Source organism: Kitasatospora griseola (genome assembly GCF_044999035.1).
GTDB lineage: Bacteria > Actinomycetota > Actinomycetes > Streptomycetales > Streptomycetaceae > Kitasatospora > Kitasatospora griseola.
The window spans coordinates 5,989,620-6,010,590 of record NZ_CP173360.1 but is presented as its reverse complement, the minus strand read 5'-3'; the positions used below and the strand labels follow the sequence as shown (position 1 = coordinate 6,010,590).

At 74.3% G+C, this 20,971-nt stretch carries 19 protein-coding genes; 7 read left to right on the top strand and 12 right to left on the bottom strand.

All coding sequences use genetic code 11. From position 1 onward, the window contains the following. Positions 1-118 precede the first annotated feature (118 nt). The 3 genes from ACI1MP_RS27305 to rsmH all read right to left on the bottom strand — a co-directional run bounded on the left by ACI1MP_RS27305 (position 119) and on the right by rsmH (position 3,783). Positions 119-2,242: a peptidoglycan D,D-transpeptidase FtsI family protein gene (locus ACI1MP_RS27305; protein ID WP_404869683.1), complete on the bottom strand. Its 2,124-nt coding sequence runs from the start codon at positions 2,240-2,242 to the stop codon at positions 119-121. Next, a complete protein-coding gene (locus ACI1MP_RS27300) occupies positions 2,239-2,688 on the bottom strand; it encodes a cell division protein FtsL (protein WP_363473722.1) in 450 nt (149 codons plus the stop codon). Before ACI1MP_RS27300 ends, ACI1MP_RS27305 begins: the two co-directional genes overlap by 4 nt. A 126-nt stretch (positions 2,689-2,814) precedes the next feature. After that, positions 2,815-3,783 (bottom strand): 16S rRNA (cytosine(1402)-N(4))-methyltransferase RsmH, encoded by a 969-nt coding sequence (gene rsmH / locus ACI1MP_RS27295; RefSeq protein ID WP_100586000.1) that lies wholly within the window; start codon positions 3,781-3,783, stop codon positions 2,815-2,817. Between the two features lie 493 nt (positions 3,784-4,276). Here rsmH and ACI1MP_RS27290 point away from each other — a divergent pair, with 493 nt between their 5' ends. The 4 genes from ACI1MP_RS27290 to ACI1MP_RS27275 all read left to right on the top strand — a co-directional run bounded on the left by ACI1MP_RS27290 (position 4,277) and on the right by ACI1MP_RS27275 (position 9,702). Then, positions 4,277-4,792: a beta-class carbonic anhydrase gene (locus tag ACI1MP_RS27290; protein ID WP_380344073.1), complete on the top strand. Its 516-nt coding sequence runs from the start codon at positions 4,277-4,279 to the stop codon at positions 4,790-4,792. A 233-nt stretch (positions 4,793-5,025) separates the two neighbouring features. Next, entirely contained in the window at positions 5,026-5,973 is a 948-nt protein-coding gene (locus ACI1MP_RS27285) for a MoxR family ATPase (RefSeq protein WP_043916283.1), read from the top strand. 1 nt (position 5,974) lies between these two features. Beyond that, complete coding sequence (locus tag ACI1MP_RS27280) at positions 5,975-7,291, top strand: DUF58 domain-containing protein (RefSeq protein ID WP_380344076.1); 1,317 nt, start codon at positions 5,975-5,977, stop codon at positions 7,289-7,291. Continuing rightward, positions 7,288-9,702 carry a transglutaminaseTgpA domain-containing protein gene (locus tag ACI1MP_RS27275; RefSeq protein WP_404869682.1) on the top strand — a complete coding sequence of 805 codons (2,415 nt, stop codon included), beginning with the start codon at positions 7,288-7,290 and terminating at the stop codon, positions 9,700-9,702. The genes ACI1MP_RS27280 and ACI1MP_RS27275 overlap by 4 nt, the downstream gene beginning before the upstream one ends. Before the next feature lie 128 nt (positions 9,703-9,830). Here the strand turns inward: ACI1MP_RS27275 and ACI1MP_RS27270 are convergent, their stop codons facing one another. From ACI1MP_RS27270 to ACI1MP_RS27260, 3 genes are all read right to left on the bottom strand, one after another. Further along, positions 9,831-10,208 (bottom strand): DUF3040 domain-containing protein, encoded by a 378-nt coding sequence (locus ACI1MP_RS27270; RefSeq protein ID WP_043913491.1) that lies wholly within the window; start codon positions 10,206-10,208, stop codon positions 9,831-9,833. Between the two features lie 239 nt (positions 10,209-10,447). Beyond that, positions 10,448-11,200, bottom strand: coding sequence for a methyltransferase domain-containing protein (locus tag ACI1MP_RS27265; RefSeq protein ID WP_100585996.1), 753 nt, complete (start codon positions 11,198-11,200; stop codon positions 10,448-10,450). A gap of 91 nt (positions 11,201-11,291) precedes the next feature. After that, complete coding sequence (locus tag ACI1MP_RS27260) at positions 11,292-11,792, bottom strand: SAV_6107 family HEPN domain-containing protein (RefSeq protein WP_063856598.1); 501 nt, start codon at positions 11,790-11,792, stop codon at positions 11,292-11,294. Positions 11,793-12,241: 449 nt separating this feature from the next. Here ACI1MP_RS27260 and ACI1MP_RS27255 point away from each other — a divergent pair, with 449 nt between their 5' ends. Beyond that, the gene (locus tag ACI1MP_RS27255; protein WP_404869681.1) at positions 12,242-12,862 is read left to right on the top strand and encodes a DUF4126 domain-containing protein; all 621 of its coding nucleotides are present in this window, start codon (positions 12,242-12,244) and stop codon (positions 12,860-12,862) included. Between the two features lie 63 nt (positions 12,863-12,925). Next, positions 12,926-14,317 carry a phytoene desaturase family protein gene (locus ACI1MP_RS27250; RefSeq protein ID WP_404869680.1) on the top strand — a complete coding sequence of 464 codons (1,392 nt, stop codon included), beginning with the start codon at positions 12,926-12,928 and terminating at the stop codon, positions 14,315-14,317. Positions 14,318-14,324: 7 nt separating this feature from the next. On the opposite strand, the gene ACI1MP_RS27245 is transcribed toward ACI1MP_RS27250, so the two are convergent. Then, positions 14,325-15,047, bottom strand: a complete 723-nt coding sequence (locus tag ACI1MP_RS27245) for a hypothetical protein (RefSeq protein WP_404869679.1) — start codon at positions 15,045-15,047, stop codon at positions 14,325-14,327. Positions 15,048-15,809: 762 nt separating this feature from the next. Next, entirely contained in the window at positions 15,810-16,724 is a 915-nt protein-coding gene (gene metF, locus ACI1MP_RS27240; protein WP_100585991.1) for a methylenetetrahydrofolate reductase [NAD(P)H], read from the bottom strand. A gap of 170 nt (positions 16,725-16,894) precedes the next feature. On the opposite strand from metF, the gene ACI1MP_RS27235 reads away from it, so the two are divergent. Then, positions 16,895-18,001: a polyprenyl synthetase family protein gene (locus ACI1MP_RS27235; protein ID WP_380344093.1), complete on the top strand. Its 1,107-nt coding sequence runs from the start codon at positions 16,895-16,897 to the stop codon at positions 17,999-18,001. On the opposite strand, the gene ACI1MP_RS27230 is transcribed toward ACI1MP_RS27235, so the two are convergent. The 4 genes from ACI1MP_RS27230 to ACI1MP_RS27215 all read right to left on the bottom strand — a co-directional run bounded on the left by ACI1MP_RS27230 (position 18,002) and on the right by ACI1MP_RS27215 (position 20,968). After that, positions 18,002-18,628 (bottom strand): VanZ family protein, encoded by a 627-nt coding sequence (locus ACI1MP_RS27230; RefSeq protein ID WP_404869678.1) that lies wholly within the window; start codon positions 18,626-18,628, stop codon positions 18,002-18,004. Between the two features lie 94 nt (positions 18,629-18,722). Continuing rightward, the gene (gene thiE, locus ACI1MP_RS27225) at positions 18,723-19,370 is read right to left on the bottom strand and encodes a thiamine phosphate synthase (protein WP_380344098.1); all 648 of its coding nucleotides are present in this window, start codon (positions 19,368-19,370) and stop codon (positions 18,723-18,725) included. Next, complete coding sequence (locus ACI1MP_RS27220) at positions 19,367-19,732, bottom strand: Rv2175c family DNA-binding protein (protein WP_100585988.1); 366 nt, start codon at positions 19,730-19,732, stop codon at positions 19,367-19,369. Before ACI1MP_RS27220 ends, thiE begins: the two co-directional genes overlap by 4 nt. A 30-nt stretch (positions 19,733-19,762) precedes the next feature. After that, entirely contained in the window at positions 19,763-20,968 is a 1,206-nt protein-coding gene (locus ACI1MP_RS27215) for an NAD(P)/FAD-dependent oxidoreductase (protein WP_404869677.1), read from the bottom strand. Positions 20,969-20,971: the final 3 nt, after the last annotated feature.

Below are 20,971 nucleotides of genomic sequence, written 5' to 3'. Positions count from 1 at the left end.
ATCGGCCCCATGCCCCCCGGGGCCAAACCGGGTCCCGTCGGCCGTGACGCTGCTCACATCGCGGGCGTCGCGGGCGTCGTGCTCGGCGCGCCGGGCGGTGTCGGGGGTGTCGCTCATCTCAGGGCTTCCAGTCGACGGGCAGGTTCGGCGCCTCGCTGCCGCTCGGCGGGACCTGGAGGGTCTTGAGGGTGAACTCCATCACCTGCTTGAACACGGGCCCGCACAGCTGCCCGCCGAAGTGCCCGTTGACCGGGTCCTGGATGACGCAGGAGACCGTCACCCGGGGCTGGTCGGCAGGCGCGAAGCCGATGAAGGAGGCGGTGTACCCGGAGTACTTGCCGGTCTTCGGATCCACCCGGTTGGCGGTACCGGTCTTGCCGGCCACCCGGTAGCCCGGGATCTGCGCCTTGGTGCCGGTGCCCTGCTCGTCGGTGACGACGGACTCCAGCATCTCGGTCAGCGTCTTCGCGGTCGCTTCCGTCACCACCCGGCTCTGCGCCCCGGCCGGCGCGGGCGTGAACCGCCCGTCCGGTCCGGTGGTGCCGGCCAGCAGGCCGGGGGCGACCCGCACGCCGCCGTTGGCGATGGTGGAGAACACCGAGGTCGCCTGCAGGGCGTTCACCGACAGGCCCTGGCCGAACGGGATGGTGTACTGCTGCGAGCCGTTCCAGTCCTCCGGCTTGGCCAGGATGCCGCGGGTCTCGCCGGGGAAGCCCAGCCCGCTGGGCTTCCCGATGCCGAACTTGTCGAGGTACCCGGCGAGCACCTTGTTGGCCTCGGCCTGGGTCGGGCCCAGGTGCTCGGCGGCTTCGATGGTGCCGATGTTGGACGACTTGGCGAGCACGCCCGCCAGCGTCAGGTACCAGGTCTCGTGGTCGACGTCGTCGTGGAAGACCCGGTCGGAGCGCTGCAGCGTGTTCGGCACCGTCACATGGGTGTCCCAGTTCGCCGAGCCGGTGTCCAGCACCGCCGCCATGGTCATCAGCTTGGCGGTGGAGCCCGGCTCGTAGGCGTCCTGCAGGGCCGGGTTGCCGAGCTGGTCGGCGCGGGCCGAGGACAGGTCGTTCGGGTTGAAGCCCGGGGAGGAGGCCATCGCCAGCACCTGACCGGTCTTCACGTCCTGGACGACCACGTAGCCCTTCTCCGCCCCGGCGTTGGACACCTGGTCGGTGATGGCGCGCTGCGCCGCCCACTGGATGTCCGGATTCACCGTCAGCCGCAGGTCGCTGCCGGGCACCGCGTCCTGCCGGTTGCCGCCGGCGGTGGCGACCCGGCGGCCGCCGGCCGAGGCGTAGGTCGAGTAGCCGTCCTCGCCGGCCAGCTGCTGCTGGTACTGGAGCTCCAGGCCGCCGGTGCCGGTGCCCTCGGAGTTGACGAAGCCGATCAGGTTGGCGGCCAGGCCGTTCGCCGGATAGCTGCGCCGGGTCGACTGCTCCCAGAACACCCCGGCCAGCGGGTTCACGCAGGCGGTGTCGAGGAACTGCCGGCCGCCCTTCTCGGCGGGCTTGCCGAGCAGTTCGCGCTGGCCCCGGCAGACCTTGGTGTCGGTCTGCTTGGTCAGCGCGGACTTCAGGTCGGCGATCTGCGCCTTGGCCTTCGGCTCCTGACGGGCGGTCAGCAGCGCGTACTGGCTCTTCGGGTTCTTCGCGTTCAGGTGGAGCGCGGCCGCCAGCTTCTCCTTCGGCTGGCCGAGGATCGGCGCGAGCAGCGCCGCGGCCTGCTCGGGGGCGTCCGGCAGGTGGGTCGCCTCGGGGGTGAACATGGTCGGGTCGGCGGTGATGTCGTACGCGTCCACGCTGGTGGCCAGCACGGTGCCGTCGGCGGCGGTGATCGAGCCGCGCTCGGCGGGCAGCGACACCCGGACGTACTTGTTGGCGCCCGCGCCGGCCGCCAGCGCGTCGGAGTCCAGCAGCTGGAGCTGCACCAGCCGGCCCGCGAAGATCACGAACACCAGGCCCAGACAGACCGTCACCAGCCGCAGCCGGCGCTTGGGATCGGCCAGCTTGATCACCCGCGCGCCGGACGCCGGGCGGCGGGCGGGCGGGCGGCAGACCTCGGGGCGCGGCCGGGGCCGGACGGCGGGCCGGCGCTCCCCCGCGGACGGCCGCGGGCGGGCCGGGCGCGGCGGGGCGCCGTCGCCGGAGTGGCGCGGCTCGCCGACCCGGCGGCGGGGCGCGGCGGGGCGGCCGCCGGACGGCGGGGTGCGGCGCGGGCGGTGGCCGTCGCCGGGCGGGCGGGTCACCGCTGGGCCCCGGGCGAGGGGCTGGCGGGCGGCGCGGGGGCCAGCTCGATGCCGGGGTCGCCGGGGCTCGGCGACGCCGCGGGCGAGGGCGAGCCGGAGGCGGCGGGGCGCTGCCAGGGGTCGGCGCTGCTGCGCGGCACCGGCGGGTTGTCCTCGGCGGCCTTGGGCTTGCCGGTGACGCTGCCGTCGGCGCCCAGGAAGACCGGGTCGCCGCCGGGGACCATGCCGAGGTCGCGGGCGCGCTGCTCCAGCGCGTCGGGCGCGGACTGGGCGGCGATCTCCTGCTGGAGGGACTGCTGCTGGTCGGTGGCCTCGGTGGTCTGCTTCCGCAGCCGGGACAGCGTGAACGAGCCCTCGTTGAGGGCGGTGTTGAGCATCAGCAGTCCGAGCAGCCCGGCCGACAGCAGGGTGACCACCAGCACCGCGAACGGGGTGCGCCCCCGCATCGAGCGCGCCCCGGGCCGGACGGTGATCCGTGCCCTGCCCCCCTGCCCGGGGACGCGCCCCCGGGTCCGCTCGCCGGCCACCGGCACCGCTCCACTCCCCTTCGCTCCGCTGCTCCCGGCGGCTGGCTACCTCCGGGTCTCCCTGATCCTCTCCGCCACGCGCAGCCGTACGGGTGCGGCGCGCCGGTTCTCCTCGATCTCCTCCTCGGTCGCCAGTTCGGCTCCTCGGGTGAGCAGCTTCAGCCAGGGCTGGAGCTCCTCGGGGATCACCGGCAGGCCCGGCGGGGCGGTCGAGGTGGCGCCGGCCTGGAAGTACTGCTTGACCAGGCGGTCCTCCAGCGACTGGTAGGACATCACGACGATCCGACCGCCCATCGCGAGGGCGTCCAGCGCGCCGGGGATGGCCCGGTCCAGCACCTCCAGTTCGCCGTTGACCTCGATCCGCAACGCCTGAAAGGTCCGCTTGGCCGGGTTGCCGCCGGTCCGCCGGGTGGCGGCCGGAATGGCGTTCCGCACCAACTCCACCAGACGAGCGCTGTTGGTGAACGGTTCCTTCTCGCGTTCCCGCAGCACCGCGGAGGCGATCTTCCCGGCGAACCGCTCCTCGCCGTACACCTTGAGGATCCGGGCCAGGTCGCCGTGGCTGTAGGTGTTGAGGACCTCCGCGGCGGAGATGCCGCGGGTCTGGTCCATCCGCATGTCCAGCGGCGCGTCCTGGGCGTAGGCGAAGCCGCGGTCGGCCTCGTCCAGCTGCATCGAGGACACCCCGAGGTCGAACAGCACGCCCTGCACCGCGGGGATCCCCAGGTCGGCGAGGACCTCCGGGATCTCGTCGTACACGGCGTGCACCAGGGTGGCACGGTCGCCGAAACGGGCCAGCCGCTCACCGGAGAGCTTCAGCGCCTGCGGGTCGCGGTCGACGGCGACCAGCCGGACGTCGGGGAAGCGGGTCAGCAGTGCCTCGCTGTGGCCGCCCAGGCCCAGGGTGGCGTCCACCACCACCGCGCCGGGCGCGGAGATCGCCGGAGCGAGGGCGTCCAGGCAGCGCTCCAGCATCACCGGAATGTGCCGGGGGTTGGGGCTGTCGGTACTCATACGGGGGCCGGGCCCTTCCTCAGGTGCAGGTGTGGCCCCGCCATTCTCGCTCACCGGGCCGCCGGCTCCACACGCCACCCGTGGTCCCCGCCCGCTCGCTCGGGGGAAGGAGCGACCGCCCGGCGCCGGGGAAGGTGCGCCAGGTGGGCACGGAGCGGGAGGAGGCCGCGGACTGCGTGCGGGCCGGCCGGCCCGGTGCGGAGAGCGGCCGGGCGCCCGGTTGCCGGGTGCCGTCCGCCGTGCTCCACTGCGCCGCCAGACTATCGCCCACGCCTCGCCAGTCAACGCTCCACCACGGCGCACCACCCGCCCGGCCGTATCCGTCCTCGCAGGTCGGACCGGTGGTGCGGGCCGCCGGCCGGACGGGGCGCGGAGCGCTCCGGACGCGCCGGTCGAACCGGGTCGAAGCCGTCCGAACGGGGCCCGGAGCCCGGCGGGTAAAGGCTTGCGCAGGTGGGTCCCGCCGCCCGCGCCACCCCACTACGGTCGTCGCATGGCACCTGCTCCCGGCTCCGACCGGCCGTCCGAGACCGACCGCTTCGTGGCAGCCAACCGCTCCTACGCAGAAACCTTCCGGGACGGCGGCATGGACGCCCGCCCGGTGCGCAAGGTCGCCGTGGTGGCCTGCATGGACGCCCGGCTCGACCTGTTCGCCGCGCTCGGCCTGGAGCTCGGCGACGCGCACATCATCCGCAACGCGGGCGGCGTGGTCACCGACGACACCATCCGCTCCCTGACCATCAGTCAGCGCGCCCTGGGCACCCGCACGGTGGTGCTGATCCACCACACCGGCTGCGGCCTGCTCGGCCTGACCGAGGACTTCCGGCACGAACTGGAGCACGAGGTCGGCCAGCGCCCGCAGTGGGCGGTGGAGGCCTTCACCGACCTGGACGGCGACGTCCGCCAGTCCATGCAGCGGGTGCGCACCTCGCCGTTCCTGCCGCACCGCGACCAGGTCCGCGGATTCGTCTTCGACGTGCACACCGGACTGCTCCGCGAGATCCGCTGAAACCGTCCGGGCCGCGCCCTCGTCCCAAACCGGGACAAGCCTTCGCGTGTCGCCCGGCCGGGTGACTTCTGGTCGGGGGACAGGGAAGAATGCGCCAAGTATTCGGGGCGGGCCGGGCTCGAACCAGCCGCCCGGCGACTGTTGCACATGGGAGCGTACGGGTGACGACCATCAACGGACAGGGCACGGGGCAGCCGGAGCAGGACCGCCGCGAACGCCGGGAGCCGGCCGGGCTGGCGGAGCTGACGGCGGTGGTCGACCGGGTCCGGGCGTCCGTCGAGAGCGTGATCGAGGGCAAGCCGGAGGCCGTCCGGATCGCGCTGACCGTGCTGCTCGCCGAGGGCCACCTGTTGCTGGAGGACGTGCCCGGCGTCGGCAAGACCATGCTCGCCAAGGCGCTGGCCCGCTCGGTGGACTGCACGGTCCGCCGGATCCAGTTCACCCCCGACCTGCTGCCCTCCGACGTCACCGGCACCAACGTCTTCGACCAGCACCAGCGGGACTTCGAGTTCCGGCCCGGCGCGATCTTCGCGCAGATCGTGGTCGGCGACGAGATCAACCGGGCCTCCCCGAAGACCCAGTCGGCGCTGCTGGAGTCGATGGAGGAGCGCCAGGTCACCATCGACGGCACCTCCTACGAGCTGCCCTCGCCGTTCATGGTGATCGCCACCCAGAACCCGGTCGAGATGGAGGGCACCTACGCCCTGCCCGAGGCCCAGCGCGACCGCTTCATGGCCCGCATCTCGATCGGCTACCCGAGCCCCGAGGCCGAGTACGCGATGCTCGACCTGCACTCGGCCGCCAACCCGCTGGACGACCTGCGGCCGGTCGCGCACGCCGCCGACCTGCTCAAGCTGATCGAGGTGGTCAAGGGCGTGTACGTCTCCGACCCGGTCCGCCGGTACGCCGTCGACCTGGTCTCCGCCACCCGCAACACCCCCGAGCTGCGGCTCGGCGCCTCCCCCCGGGCCACCCTGCACCTGGTCCGCGCGGCCCGCGCGCACGCCGCCCTGGACGGCCGCGACTACGTGCTGCCGGACGACATCCAGGCGCTGGCCGTGCCGGTGCTGGCGCACCGTCTGCTGCCCACCTCGGAGACCCAGCTGAGCCGCCGCACCGTGGAGAACGTGGTGCTCGACCTGGTGTCCCGACTGCCCCTCCCGCGTCCGCAGGGCCGCTGAGGTGCCGGGCCCCGCCCGGCCCTCCGGGCTGCGCGCCGCCCTGCAGGGGCTCACCACCCGGGGGCGTTCCTTCCTGGCCGCCGGCCTGACCGCCGCGCTCTGCGCGTACCTGTTCGGCCAGAGCGCGCTGTTCCAGGTCGGCGTGCTGCTGGCGGTGCTGCCGCTGGCCTCCGCACTGCTGCTGGTCCGCACCCGCTACCGGGTCGCCTCCGGCCGCCGGCTCAGCCCGCAGCGCGCCGCGGCCGGCCAGGAGGCCCGGGTGCACCTGCGGCTGGACAACGTCTCCCGGGTGCCCACCGGCCTGCTGCTGCTGGAGGACAAGGTCCCGTACGTGCTGGGTCCGCGCCCGCGCTTCGTGCTGGACCGGGTCGAGCCGCGCGGCTTCCGCGAGGTGTCCTACCGGGTCCGCTCCGACCTGCGCGGCCGCTACCCGCTCGGCCCGCTGCAGCTGCGGCTGTCCGACCCGTTCGGGATGTGCGAGCTGACCCGCGCGTTCACCGCCGCCGACGTGCTCACCGTGGTCCCGCAGGTCCAGGACCTGCCGCCGGTGCGGCTGCCCGGCGAGTCCGCCGGGCAGGGCGAGTCCAACGCGCACGCGCTGGCGCTGGCCGGCGACGACGACGTCATCCCGCGCGAGTACCGGCACGGCGACGACCTGCGCCGGGTGCACTGGAAGTCCACCGCCCGCTACGGCGAGTTGATGGTCCGTCGCGAGGAGCAGCCGCTCCGGGCCCGCGCCACCGTGCTGCTGGACACCCGGGAGACCGCGCACCGCGGCTCCGGCCCCGCCTCCTCGTTCGAATGGGCGGTGTCCGCCGCCGCCTCGATCTCCGTCGACCTGGTGCAGCGCGGCTACCAGACCCGGCTGCTCACCGACACCGGCCGCGCCCACCCGCAGCACGGCGCCAACACCACCACCGCCGAGACCGTCGGCGTGCTGCTGGACGCGCTCGCCGTGGTCGAGCACTCCGACGGCGGCGGCCTGAACCGCGCCGAGGAGGTGCTGCGCCTGGGCGGCGAGGGCCTGCTGGTGGCGATCGTCGGCGACCTCGACGAGGACCAGACCGAGCGCCTGGCCAGGCTGCGCCGCCGGGCCGGCGGCGGGGTCGCCCTGCTGCTGGACACCGGCACCTGGTCGGGCCTGCGGCACCTCTTCCCGGAGACTCCCGACGAGCAGGCCGACACGGCGATCGGCCGACTGCGCGCGGCCGGCTGGACCGTCCTCCCGGTGCGGGCCGGCGACTCGCTGCCCGCGCTGTGGCGGGCCGCCGACCGCACCCAGAATTCCGTTCCCTACCGAGACGAGGTCGGCGCGTGACCACCCGGGCCAAGTTGACGCTCTGCGCGGCCCTGGCGACCGCCCTGGCGGCGCTGTCCCTGTCCCCGCTGTTCCAGGACTCCTTCGCCCTGGCCCCGCACGGCCTGCTGATGATCGCCGTCGCGGCCGGCGCCGGCGCCGGCCTGCGCGCGCTGCCGCTGCCCCGCCCGCTGGTGCTGCCGCTCCAGCTGCTCGCGGTGGTGTACGTCCTGATGCTGACCACGGTGCAGTCCGCGATGACCGTCGGCGTGCTGCCCGGCCCGGCCGCGCTCGACGCCCTCTCCACCCGGCTGGCCGCGGGCGGCAGCGACATCCAGGAGTACGCGATCCCCGCGCCCACCACCGACGGCCTGCGGCTGATCGTGGTCGGCTCGGTCGCCCTGGTCGCCGTCCTGGTCGACGCGCTGGCCGTCACCTACCGCCGGGCCGCCGCCGCGGGCCTGCCGCTGCTCGCCCTGTACTCGGTGGGCTGCGGCCTGGCCGGCTCGCCGGGCGGCATGTGGCTGTGGTTCCTGTTCGCCGCGGCCGGCTACCTGATCCTGCTGTACACCGAGGGCCAGGACCGCCTCACCCGCTGGGGCCGGGTCTTCCACGGCACCGGCCGCTCCGCCGTGGCGCTGTCCAACGGCGGCCGCCGGGTCGGCCTGATCGCGCTCGCCACCGCCCTGCTGCTGCCCGCCCTGCTGCCCTCGGCCGGCTCCGGCCTGTTCGGCGGCCTCGGCGGCGGAGCCGGCAGCGGCAACGGGACGGGCAACGGCCCCGGCGACGAACGCTCGCTCAACCTGGTGGTCGCGCTCACCGCCAACCTGCGCTCCAACGACGACACCGAGCTGCTGCGCTTCTCCACCGACGCCACCGACGCCGACCAGCTCTACCTGCGGGTCGCCGCGCTCAGCGAGTTCGACGGCGAGGAGTGGAAGGTCGGCAACCAGTCCGGCGAACCGCTGCCCACCACGCTGCCCTCCCCCGAGGGCCTGGCCGCCGGCGTCGCCACCAACCCGATCCGCACCAACGTCAGGATCTCCGACCGGCTCGGCGCCACCTGGCTGCCGATGCCGTACCCGGTGTCCTGGGTGGAGATGCCGTCCATCCAGAACTGGCGCTTCGACCGGACCGGCCGCACCGTCGTCGCCGTCAACGGCCAGAAGACCAACGGCCTCTCGTACTCGGTCGGCTCGGTCACCGTCAACCCCGACGCCTCGCAGCTGCGCTCGGCCGCCCCCGCGCCCGAGGACATCACCCGGCGCTACCTGGGGCTGCCCGCCAACCTGCCCGCCGTGGTCGGCGAGACCGCCCGGAAGATCACCGCGAACGCCGGCAACCCGTACGACCAGGCCGTCGCCCTCCAGCAGTACTTCACCAAGGGCGACTTCACCTACAACACGAAGATCGAACCGCGCACCGGCCCGGACGCCATCGCCAAGTTCCTCCAGGACAGGGAGGGCTTCTGCGTGCACTTCGCCGCCACCATGGCCGCGATGTCCCGCTCCCTCGGCATCCCCGCCCGGGTCGCCATCGGCTTCACCCCCGGCACCGGCGACGGCTCCAACCGGATCGTGCGCAGCTCCAACTACCACGCCTGGCCGGAGCTGTACTTCTCCGGCCTCGGCTGGATGCGCTTCGAGCCCACCCCGAACCGGGGCGCCGCCCCGCTGTACTCCGTCCCGCAGGCCGCGAACACGGCCAAGCCGAGCGCGCAGCCCAGCGCCTCCTCCTCCGCCGACCGGCCGTCCGCCGGACCGTCCGCCTCCAGCACCTGCACCGCGCAGCAGCACCGCATCGGCGACTGCGACGACCAGTCCGCGGTGGTCGAGCACCGCACCACCGCCACCGCGTGGTGGCGGAGCCTGCCCGCCCTGCTCGCCGCGGCCGCCCTGGTCCTGCTGCTCGCCGTGCTGGCCACGCCCATGATGCTCCGCGGCCGCCTGCGCCGACGCCGCCTCGGCGCCGGCCGGCACGGACCCGGCGCGGACGGGCCCCGGCTCACCGACGAACAGGTGCTCGCCGCCTGGGCCGAACTCGTCGACTCCGCCTGGGACCTGGGCCTGCCGCCCGACGAGGCCCGCACTCCCCGGAACGCCGCCCGCCGGCTCGCCGAGGACGCCCACCTCGCCCCCGCCGCGGCCGAGGCCGCCGGCCGGGTCGCCCTCGCCACCGAACGCGTCATGTACGCCCGCGAGTCCGACCCGCCCCCGCACCTCGGCGCCGACGTCCGCACCGCCCGCGACGGCCTGCTCACCCAGGCCACCCGCGGCCGCCGCCTGCGCGCCCTGCTCCTGCCCGCCTCCACCGTCCGCCTCTGGTGGCGCACCCAGGAACGCATGGCCGCCCTCAACGAACGCACCACCCGCCGCACGGACGCGATCCGCAGCAAGCTCACCGGACGCTTCCGCCGTACCCCGAAGGAGTAGCCGCCGCCAGGTCCCCGCGCCCCGCCCGGGCGCGGGGACCTGCGGGAAGGGCGCTGCACGCAAAGATCCGCCCGACGAGGGAAGACTCCCTCCTCGGGCGGATCTCTCCGTTGTGAGTTCCGGTCGCGCTACAGCCCGCTCTGCTCGTCGCGGCGCCGCTGCCAGCGCTGTTCCATTTTGTCCACGACGCCGGTCTTCCGGCGTGGCGCTGCCGCCTGCCGTGGACCGTGTCCGGCCGGGCCTCGACGCCACGCGGTGACCGCGAGGACCGCACAGCCCAGCATTACCAGGAACCCGATCACGCTGACCCAGATGACCTGCGCGACCAGGCCGCCCATGAGCAGCGCGATGCCTGCCACGAACCCCGCCGCGGCCAGGTAGACCCGCCGGCGGGTGTAGGTGCGCAGGCCGGTTCCCTCAAGCGCTGACGCGAACTTGGGATCTTCGGCGTACAGCGCTCGCTCCATCTGCTCGAGCAGTCGCTGCTCGTGCTCCGAGAGCGGCACGGAGTCCTCCTACTCGTCGGTCGCGGGGCGACCGGTCCGCCACCCCTGGCTCGGGCCTCGTGGTCCATATGCCCCACCGGTCTGGCCGTCATGCTTACCGGCTTTACCCAGATCATACGGTCCACGGGCCCGGTTCGGCGTGGTCAATCGGGCGTGGCACGGGCCACCACGAACCGGGGCCTGCACCTCTGCAACGAACGGCCCTCCCACTTGGTGCCCCTGGCTGTGCCGGTGGGCGGTCAGGCCGCTTCGGCGAGCAGGTGGAGCTGGGTGGCGACGGCGTGGAAGGCGGGCTGCTCGGCGGCGGCCAGCTCCAGCTTGAGCAGGGCGTCGAGCGCGCCCGGCTCGGTGTCGACCAGGACGCCGGGGACCAGGTCGGCGAAGACCCGGATCCCGTGCACGGAGGTGACCCGCAGGCCGGCGTCGGTGGCGAGGGCGTCGAGCTGGTCGCCGGTGAAGCGGCGGGGCATCGGGTCGCCGGCGCCCCAGCGGCCGTCTGGAGCGTCCAGCACGGTGCGGGCGTCGGTGAACTGGCCGGCCACCGCGCGGGCCAGCACGGCGCCGTTGCGGTTGGCGGCGAGCAGGCTGACCAGGCCGCCCTTGCCGAGGGTGCCGACCAGGTGGCCGAGCGCCTCGGCGGGGTCGTCGACGACCTCCAGCACGCCGTGGCAGAGCACCGCGTCGACCGAGCCGGCCGGGACCAGCTCGGGCAGCGTCTGGGTGTCGCCCTGGACGGCGCGCACCAGGTCGGTGACCCCGGCCTCGGCGGCCCGCCGCTCCAGGGCGAACAGCGCGTCGGGGCTGGGGTCGACCACGGTGACCCGGTGGCCCAGCCTGGCCACCGGCACGGCGAAGTTGCCGGTGCCGCCGCCGGTGTCGACGACCTCCAGGACCGGCCGTCCGAGCTCGGCGGAGCGCCGTTCCAGCGCCGACCGCAGCACCTCCCACACCACGGCGGTACGCAGCGCACTGCGGGGACGAGTCGGATACAAGGCGGCACCCCTCTTGGCAGGTCTTCCACGGCGGGAACGCCCTCACCCTATCCGTCCGAACAGGGCGGGCCGGTGCGGCACAGCCGCCGGCTCAGGGATGCAGGGCCAGGATCCGCTCCACGATCCGGAGGTAGAGGGCGGTGTTGCGGATCAGGTCGTCCGCGTCCCGCGGCCCGGCGGCGCCGGCGATGCCGGCCTCGGCGGCGGCGCGGCGGCGGGCGCCGGCGGCGAAGTAGGCGGCCCACTCGGCGAGTTCGGGGGCGACCTCGGGCAGCAGCTCCCACGCGGGGCGGATCGCGTGGCGGCGGCGCGGATGGCGTTCGGGACGGCCGCGGACCGCGAGCACGGCGGCGGTGGCGCGCAGCGCGGCGAGGTGGGCGGTGGCGTAGCGCTCCAGCGGATCCTGCCGACCCCGGGCGAACACCAGGGTGCGGTGGGCGTGCCGCAGCAGTTCGAGCGCGGCCGGCGAGGCGGGAACCCGCCGCAGCACCGGGTGGACGTCGGCTCCGCGGGCGGCGGGCAGGGTGGGCTGGTCGACGACGGGTTGATCGACGGCAGGGCGGGCGACAGGCTCAGGACGACTGATGGTCATGGGTCTCCCCCGTTCACTCCGGACCTTGCCCGGGCCGGTCGGCCCGGTCATGCATCCATCGTGAACGGGGGGTCTGACAACTCCGGGCCGTTCGTGGCCGGTCGGTCGTCCCCACGGCCGCTCCCCCGGCGGGGGCCGGGCTCCGCCGCCCCGTGTCGGCGGTGCCCGGCCCCTTTCGTGCGGCCGTTGGTCGCGCCCAGGGCCTGTGGTGCGGGCCGCCGTTCCCCCGTTGGACGTGGCCTGCCCCGGGCGCTTCGGGAGGCTCACCCGGTGGTGGCCGTCCCGTTGCCCACTACTGTGCCGTCACGCCGTGGCACCGGGAATCCGCGCGGGTACTCAACCGGCGATCTGAGTACGGATACTCAGACGCCCCCGACGGTCGGCGGGGCGGGTACGGTGGCCGGGTCCGTCCGAGGGCCGGACGACGGAGCGTGTGCGAGGGGGCTGCGGTGGAGGCCGTTCCGCTGATCTTCACCAGCGGCTGGGCGAGCGGGATCAACGCCTACGCCGTGGTGCTGCTGCTGGGCCTGTTCGGCCGGTTCGGCGGCGCGGACTCGGTGCCGCCGGTGCTGGAGCGCACCGACGTGCTGATCGCCGCGGCGGTGCTGTTCCTGTGCGAGGCGGTGCTCGACAAGATCCCGTACGTGGACAGCGTGTGGGACGTGGTGCACACCTTCGTCCGCCCGATCGCCGGCGCCACCGTGGGCGCCCTGCTGGCGGCCCACGACCCGGGCTCGCTGGGCGAGGTCGCGGCCGGCGCGGTCGGCGGCGCAACGGCCCTGCTCAGCCACGGCATCAAGGCCGGCCTGCGGATGGCGGTGAACACCTCGCCCGAACCGGCCTCCAACATCCTGCTCAGCCTGGGCGAGGACCTGTCGGTGGCGGGCCTGGTGACCCTGGCGGTCTTCCACCCGTGGCTGGCGGCCTCGGCGGCGGCCGTCCTGCTGCTGCTCGGGGGGCTGCTGGTCTGGTTCGCGGTGTCCCGCATCCGGCGGTTCCGGCTCCGCCGCAAGGAGCGCCGCCTGGCGAAGGCGGGGGCGCGCACCCCGGGGCTCGACCCGGCACAGTGACCTGCGCGTGGACGCACCCACCGGAGGCCGTCGCCGTGTGAAGGCCGCATAAGATCTCCTGCCATGGCTCGCATCATCGTCGTCGGCGCAGGTATGGGCGGTCTGGCCGCCGCGTCCAGGCTGGCCACCCTCGGGCACCGGGTGACGGTGCTGGAGGCGGCCGGAACGTACGGCGGCCAGGTGGGGTCGTACCGGCGGGAGGGTTTCGGGTTCGACACCGGGCCGGGCCTGCTGGCGCTGCCCGCCGTGTACCGCGACCTCGCGCTGAAGACCGGCCGGGAGCCGCTGGAGGAGCTGGTCGCGCTGCGGCCGGTGGACCCGGAGAGCCGGCACCTGTTCGCGGACGGCAGCGAACTGGTACTGCCGAACGCGTCCCGCGGCGGGGTCGGCCAGGCGCTGGACTCGACGTTCGGCGCGGGCGCCGGTGAGCGCTGGAACGACATGGTCAACCGGGGCCGCACCGTCTGGGAGGCCACCCGCCGCCCGCTGCTGGAGGAGCCCCGCCCGGCCGTCGACCCCGTCGACCCGTACCCGGTGCCGCCGCGTCGCGGCCTGTCCCGGCTGCTGCCGCGCGGCCGCCACACGCTGGCCGACGTCACCGCCCGCGAGCTGGACGGCGAGCCCGGCCCGGCCGCGCTGCTCGCCGAGTACGCGCTGCGGTACGGCCTGAACCCGCTGACCGCGCCCGCCTCGGCGACCGTCCTGCCGTACATGGAGCAGTCGTTCGGCGTCTGGTACGTGGGCGGCGGCATGCGGGCGCTCGCCGACGCGGTGTTCGCGCGGTGCGGGAGCCGCGGCGTCGAGTTCCGCTTCGACACGCCCGTACGGACGCTGGAGCGTGCCGACGGGCGGGTGACCGGCGTCCGCACCGACGACGGGGTGCTGACCGCCGACGCGGTGCTGTCGGCCGTCCCCGGCCTGGGGGTCGCCGCGCCCACCGAACTCGCGCCCGGCCGCTTCACCGTCCTGCTCGCGCTGAACGGCTCCCGCCCCGCCGGCACTGCGCACCGCACCGTGCTGCACGGCGCGGACGTCGCCGCCGAGGCCCGCGCGGTCTTCACCGACCGCACCCTGCCCGAGCGCCCCACCGTCCAACTGCTGCGCCCCGACGACCCGTTGCTGGTGCCCGACGCGAACTCCGAGACGGCCGTGCTGACCGTCACCGTTCCCGCCGGGCTCACCCTGACGGACGCCCAACAGGACGCCTACGCCGAACAGTTGCTGGCCCACCTGGCCGCCGCGGGCCTCGACCTGCGGGAGCGGCTGCGCTGGCGGGAGACCCGGCTGACCGCGTCCGTCCCGGTGCCCGCACTGGCGGGCGGGCAACTCGCCCAGGCCAACCGGCCCGGCGAGCCCGGCCTGTACCTGATCGGCGCGCACGCCCACCCCGGCGGCGGGCTGGCCCGGGTCGGGATGTCCGCCTCGATCACCGCCGGGCTGATCGGCCCGGCCTGACGGCGGCTCAGTACTGCTGCTGGTAGTACCAGTTGTGCTGCTGCTCGCCGGGCTGCTGCGGGATGTACGGCGGCTGCTGCTGGTACTGCTGCTCCGGCTGGTACTGCTGCTGCTGCGGGAACTGGTAGACCGGCCGGCCGTACTGGTCGTAGCCGATCAGTTGCGGCTGCTGCTGGTACTGCTGCTCCGGCTGGTACTGCTGCTGGTAGCCGTAGTCGGGCTGCTGCTGGTAGGCGTACTGCTCCTGCACCGGCTGCTGGTAGGAGACCGACTCCTCGGTGTAGACCCCGGCGTCGAGCTCCTGGAACTCCTCGTACGCGTACGGCTGTTCCTCCACCGGCTCGTCCTCGACCGGGCCGACCTCACCGACCTTCGGAGCCGCCACCGCGGCCGCCGCGACGGCGGTCGTCCCGCCGGTGGCCGCGGCCAGCAGCGGAACCTTCGCCAGCGGCCCGGGCAGGGAGCCGTCCGCGCTACGCAACGACCAGCCGACCGGGCGACCGCGCTTGACCGAGAGGGTGACCATCGCCTGGCCCGCCGCGAAGGCGCCGGCGCCCACGACTATCACCGGCACGGAGGATTGCGTCATCCCCGCCACCACTCCGAGGAACCCCGCCAGGGCCAGCGCCCGCCAGTGCAGCGCGGCCCGGTTCTGCAGCAGCAACTCGGCCACCAGCCAGACCGCGACCAGCGCCAGAGCGCCATAGAGGAACAGGTGTCCGATGCCCATCCCCGCAACCTCCAGACGCCACCATCACCGCGCGATTGCGGGCGACTGTACCCCCTCCGGGCAAACACCACCGCATCCCGCACCACCCTCCCCCAACACGACCCCCCACCCGCGCCCCACCGCGCCCCCGCACGCCCCACCCCCAGCGCCGAAATGCCCGGCCCGCCGGGCTGGAACCCCACGCCTCCGCCTGAATCCCCTGACGCCGAAAACCCGGCCCGCAGAGCCGCAACCCCACACCACCAGCCGGTCGAACCCCGCCAGCGTCGAAAAGCCCGGCCCGCAGGGCCGACAGCTCCCCACCAAAGCCTGGCCCGCAGGGCCAACCTCAGACCCCCTCGGCCAAGGCCCGGCCCGCAGAGCCGCAACCCCACACCGCCGACCGGCTGAACCCCGCCGACGTCGATAAGCCCAGCCCGCCAGGCCAACAGCTCGCCGCCCCACCCAAAGCCCGGCCCGCAGAGCCGCAACCCCACACCACCAGCCGGTCGAACCCCGCCGACGTCAAAGCCCGGCCCGCAGGGCCGATAGCTCCCCACCAAAGCCCGGCCCGCAGAGCCAACCTCGAACTCCCTCGGCCCCAAGGCCCGGCCCGCAGGGCCGAAACCCCGCACCGCCAGCCTGTCGAACCCTGCCAACGCCGAAAAGCCCGGCCCGCAGGGCCAACAGCTCCACACCAAAGCCCGGCCCGCAGAGCCGAAACCCCGCGCCGCCGGTCGGTCGAACCCCGGCGACGTCGAAGAGCCTGGCCCGCATGGGCCGTCAGCGCTTGTTCAGCCCCAGGTTCTGGTAGATCTCCAGCGTCGAGGTGCTGTGGTTGAGCGTGATGAAGTGCAGGCCCGGCGCGCCCTCCGCCAGGAGCCTCTCGGCCATGGCCGTGGCGTGCTCCAGACCGACCGCCCGGACCTCGGCCGGATTCTCGGCGGCGGCCTCCAGACGGCGGCGGAACTCGGGCGGGAAGTCGGAGCCGGACAGCTGGGGGAAACGGACCAGCTGGCGGATGTTGGTGACCGGCATGATCTCCGGGATGATCGGCGTCTCGCAGCCGGCCGCGGCGACCCGGTCGCGCAGCCGCAGGTAGTCCTCCACCTCGAAGAACATCTGGGTGATCGCGTAGTCCGCGCCGGCCCGGCACTTGGCGACGAAGTGCTTGATGTCCTCGTCCCACTCGGTGGAGCGCGGGTGCATCTGCGGGAACGCGGCCACGCCGACGCAGAAGTCGCCGATGCCCTTGATGAGTTCGACGAGTTCGTAGGCGTAGCTGACGCCGTCGGGGTGGCGGACCCACTCGCCCATCGGGTCGCCGGGCGGGTCGCCGCGGACGGCGAGCACGTTGCGGACGCCCTCGTCGGCGTACTGGCCGATGATGTTGCGCAGTTCGGCGACCGAGTGGTCGACGGCGGTGAGGTGCGCGACGGGGGTGAGGGTGGTCTCGGTGGCGATCCGGCCGACCAGATTGACGGTGCGGCCGCGGGAGGAGCCGCCGGCGCCGTAGGTCATGCAGACGAAGTTCGGGTCGAGCGCCTCGACGCGGCGGATCGCGTCCCAGAGTTTGCGTTCGCCCTCCTCGCTGCGGGGCGGCATGAACTCGAAGGAGAAGGAGCGGTCGCCTGCCGCCAGCAGGTCACGCACGGTCTGTGCGCGGTCGCTTCTGGTGGAGGGAATCCCGAGTGCCATGCAGGCAGGTTAGCCTTCGGCGGCGCGGCCCGGACAAACCGCGTCCAGGGGCTGAGACACGTGTTGAGATTTCGGACAGGCCCCGACGGCCCGGCCCGGACCTCGACGGATCGGTGCACCCGGGCGGGGGCGTTAGTCTGACTGTCAGACCAATCTATCCGGAGTTCCAGGTGCCCTCCTCCACCCGTCTTCCCCGCAATCCCATCGATGCGGAGGACGTGCGCGACCGCGTCAACGCCGCGTTGAGCGCGTTCATGGCCGAACGGACCGCCCTGCTCTCCGGCATCTCCGACCAGCTGGGTCCGGTCGCCGACGCGCTGCGCGAGTTCCTCCTCGACGGCGGCAAGCGGCTCCGCCCGGCGTTCTGCTACTGGGGCTGGCGCGCGGCCGGCGGCGACGCCGACGAGCCCGGCATCGAGCGGGCCGCGGCCGCCCTGGAGCTGCTGCAGGCCAGCGCCCTGGTGCACGACGACCTGATGGACCGCAGCGACACCCGCCGCGGCCTGCCGTCCATCCACCGCCGCTTCGAGGGCCTGCACCGGTCCAGCGGCTGGCGCGGCGACCGCGAGCAGTACGGCGCGTCCGCCGCGGTGCTGCTCGGCGACCTGCTGCTGATCTGGTGCGACGAGCTGTTCCAGCGCTCGGGGCTGCCCGCCGCCGCGGTCTCCGCCGCCAAGCCGGCGTTCGACCTGATGCGCACCGAGGTCATGCTCGGCCAGTACCTGGACGTGCTGGAGCCGGTGGCGGGCGACTCCACCGACGCCGAGGCGCTGGACCGCGCCCGGACGGTGCTGCACTACAAGTCCGCGAAGTACACCATCGAACGCCCGCTGCAGGTCGGCGCGCTGCTGGCCGGCGCCGGCCCCGACCTGGTCGAGGCGCTCGGCAACTTCGGCCTGCCGCTGGGCGAGGCGTTCCAGCTCCGGGACGACCTGCTCGGCGTGTTCGGCGACCCGGAGGTCACCGGAAAGCCGGCCGGCGACGACCTCCGCGAGGGCAAGCGCACCCTGCTGGTCGCGCACGCCATGCGCGGCCTGTCGGAGATCGACGCCAAGACCCTGGACGCCCGCCTCGGCGCGCCCGACCTCACGGCGGACGAGGTGGCCGAGCTGCGCGACCTGATCTCCACCAGCGGCGCCCCGGCGATCGTCGAGGCCCGCATCGACCAGCTGCTCACCGAAGCGCTGACCGCCCTGCGCAACGCGCCGATCGCCGACGGCCCGACCCGCGAGGTGCTCCGGGCGCTGGCGGACGCGGCGACGGTGCGCAAGTACTGATCAGCGGGCCCACCACCGCCGGGAGGCGAGTGCGGCCAGCCCGGCGCCGGTGGCGTTCAGCAGGACGTCGTCCACCGAGGAGACCCGGTCCAGCCACAGCACGTACTGGGCGGTCTCCACCAGCACCGAGCAGGCCGCACCGAGCGCCAGCATCCGCGGCACGGACGCCAGCGCACGGAACCGCACCGGCGCGAAGCAGCCGAGCGCCGCGAACACCAGCAGATTGCCGCCGATCTGCACCACCGCGGTGACCGGCGTGCCCTGGGTGAGGACCTCGTACAGGTCCCGCAACGGCAGCAGGCTGACCCGCCGGGGCGCGACACCCGCCCCCGGGCCCGGCAGCAGAATCATCCAGACCCACGGCACCGTCCCGTGCACCACGGCAACCTCGGCGAACGACCGCCCCCGTCCCCGGTCGCCCCGCCGCCGGGCCAGCACCCGCACCAGCCCCGCCGACAGCGGCAACGCGACCAGCGACCAGAACACCGCCGCATTGACCGTCCCGAGCCACGGCTGCCACCCGGCACGGTGATGCAACGGCCGCTGCGCAACGAACGCGACGGCCGCAGCGAGCAGGACGACCGGAGCGAGCAGCACGACCCGGCGGGCACGGAATTCGGGGTTCACGACTGCACGGAGGCCACCAGCGCCACCACCGGTTCCCGGGAAGCGCAGGAACCCGTGAGGGTGCGGAACCAGGGGCGATCGGTCACCCACCTGCCTACCGCAGGCGCGCAGCCAGTTGCGCCGCCGCCGCGCCCGGGTCCTCGGCGGCCGTGAGGGCCCGGACGACCACGATGCGGGTGGCGCCGGCGGCCAGGACCTGGTCGAGGTTGCCGTGGTCGATGCCGCCGATCGCGAACCAGGGTCGGGCCGGGTCGGCGGCAGCCGCGTAGCGGACGAGGTCGAGGCCGGGGGCGTGGCGGCCGGGCTTGGTGGGGGTGGGCCAGACCGGGCCGGTGCAGAAGTAGTCGACGCCGGGCTCGGTGATCGCCGCGTCCACTTCGGTCTCGGCGTGGCAGGAGCGTCCGATCAGGACGTCCTCGCCGAGGATGGCCCGGGCGACGGCCACCGGCAGGTCGTCCTGCCCGAGGTGCAGCACGTCGGGGCGGGCGCCGAAGGCGACGTCGGCGCGGTCGTTGACGGCCAGCAGCTTGCCGTGCCGCTGGGCCGCGTCCGCGAAGACCTCCAGGTACTCGAGCTCCTGGCGGGCCTCCAGGTTCTTGTCCCGGAGCTGGACGATGTCGACGCCGCCGGCCAGCACGGCGTCCAGGAAGTCGGCCAGGTCGCCCTGCTCGCGCCGGGCGTCGGTGCACAGGTAGAGCTTCGCGTCGGCGAGCTGCTGACGGGCTGCCACCGGGCTGGTCACAGCGCCAGGGCCTGGGCGCGGCGCTTGACCTCGGTGCCGCGGTTCTCGCGCAGCGCCTGGATCGGGCTGCCGGGCAGCGACGGGTCCTCGGTGAACATCCACTCCAGGATCTCCTGGTCGGAGAAGCCGCAGTCGCGGAGCACCGTGAGGGTGCCGACCAGGTGCTTGACCGGGCCGTCGTCCTCGATGAAGTCGGCGGGCACCTGGAGGGAGTTGTTCTCGCCGCGGCGGACGGCCAACAGGGTGCGGTTCCTCACCATGTCGCGGACCTCGGTGATCACCACGCCCCACCGCTCCGAGATGTCGGGCAGGTACAGCCACGCAGGGACCAGGGCGTCAATCTTGGGATCAATCTTGCTCACGGCACCCAGCCTACCCATGCGCCACCTGCGCTACCTGGTCGCGGCCTTCAGCTGGACGGCCGGATCGGCGGCGAGCTCCGGGTCGAGCACCGTGCCGCGTTCGATCAGGCGGCGGCCCTGCGCCAGGTCGCGCGGCCGGTCCACGGCCAGCAGGGCGACCGGCGCGCCGTCGCGCAGCCACAGCACCGACCAGTCCCGGCCGGACGGGGAGCCGCGCCACAGCAGGTGGTCGGCCCCGGCGTGCCGGCCGGCGTACTGCACCATGCGGTCGAACTGCTCGGACCAGAAGTACGGGACGGGGTCGTAGGGCGCGTCCAGGGCGCCGAGCACGGAGGCGGCGACGGTGCCGCCGGAGTGCAGGGCGTGGTCCCAGTGCTGGACGGCCAGCCGGGCGCCGAACCGGGCGGACGGGTAGGAGACGCAGTCGCCGGCCGCCCAGACGCCGGGCAGCGCGGTACGCAGGCGGTCGTCGACCGGGATCGTGCCGTCGGCGTCGAGGGCGAGCGGGCTGTCGGCGAGCCAGCCGGTGGCGGGGCGGGCGCCGATGCCGACCACCACCTCGTCGGCGGGCAGGTGGGTGCCGTCGGCGAGCAGCACCCCGCCGTCGGCGGCCCCGGCGACGCCGACGCCGCAGCGCAGTTCGACGCCGGCGGCGGCGTACCACTCGGTCATCAGCGTGCCGAGTTCGGCGGGCAGCGCCCCGGCCAGCGGGGTGGCGGCGGCCTCGACCACGGTGACGTGGCAGCCGAGGGCACGGGCGACGGTGGCGGTCTCGGCGCCGATCCAGCCCGCGCCGACCAGCACGATCCGCTTGTCGGGGGTGAGCGCGGCGCGCAGCGCGTGCGCGTCGTCGACGGTGCGCAGGGTGCGGGCGCCGGGCAGGCCCGGCAGCGTGCGGGGGTCGGCGCCGGTGGCGATCACCAGGGCGTTGTACGGGAGTTCGCCGCGGTCGGTGTGCAGCACGCCGGCGTTCAGGCCGGTGGCCCGGTGGCCGGTGAGCAGGTCGACGCCGAGGTCGCTCCAGTCGATCTCGAAGGCGGTGGCGTCGGCCTTGCCGAGCAGCACGTTCTTGGAGAGCGGCGGCCGGTCGTACGGCAGGTGGAGTTCCTCGCCGACCAGGGTGACGGCGCCCTGCCAGCCGCCCTGCCGCAGGTTCAGGGCGGCCTGCGCGCCCGCCATGCCCGCCCCGACCACGACGACCCGGTCCGTTGCCCTCAGCTCAGCCACGGCGTCCACCCT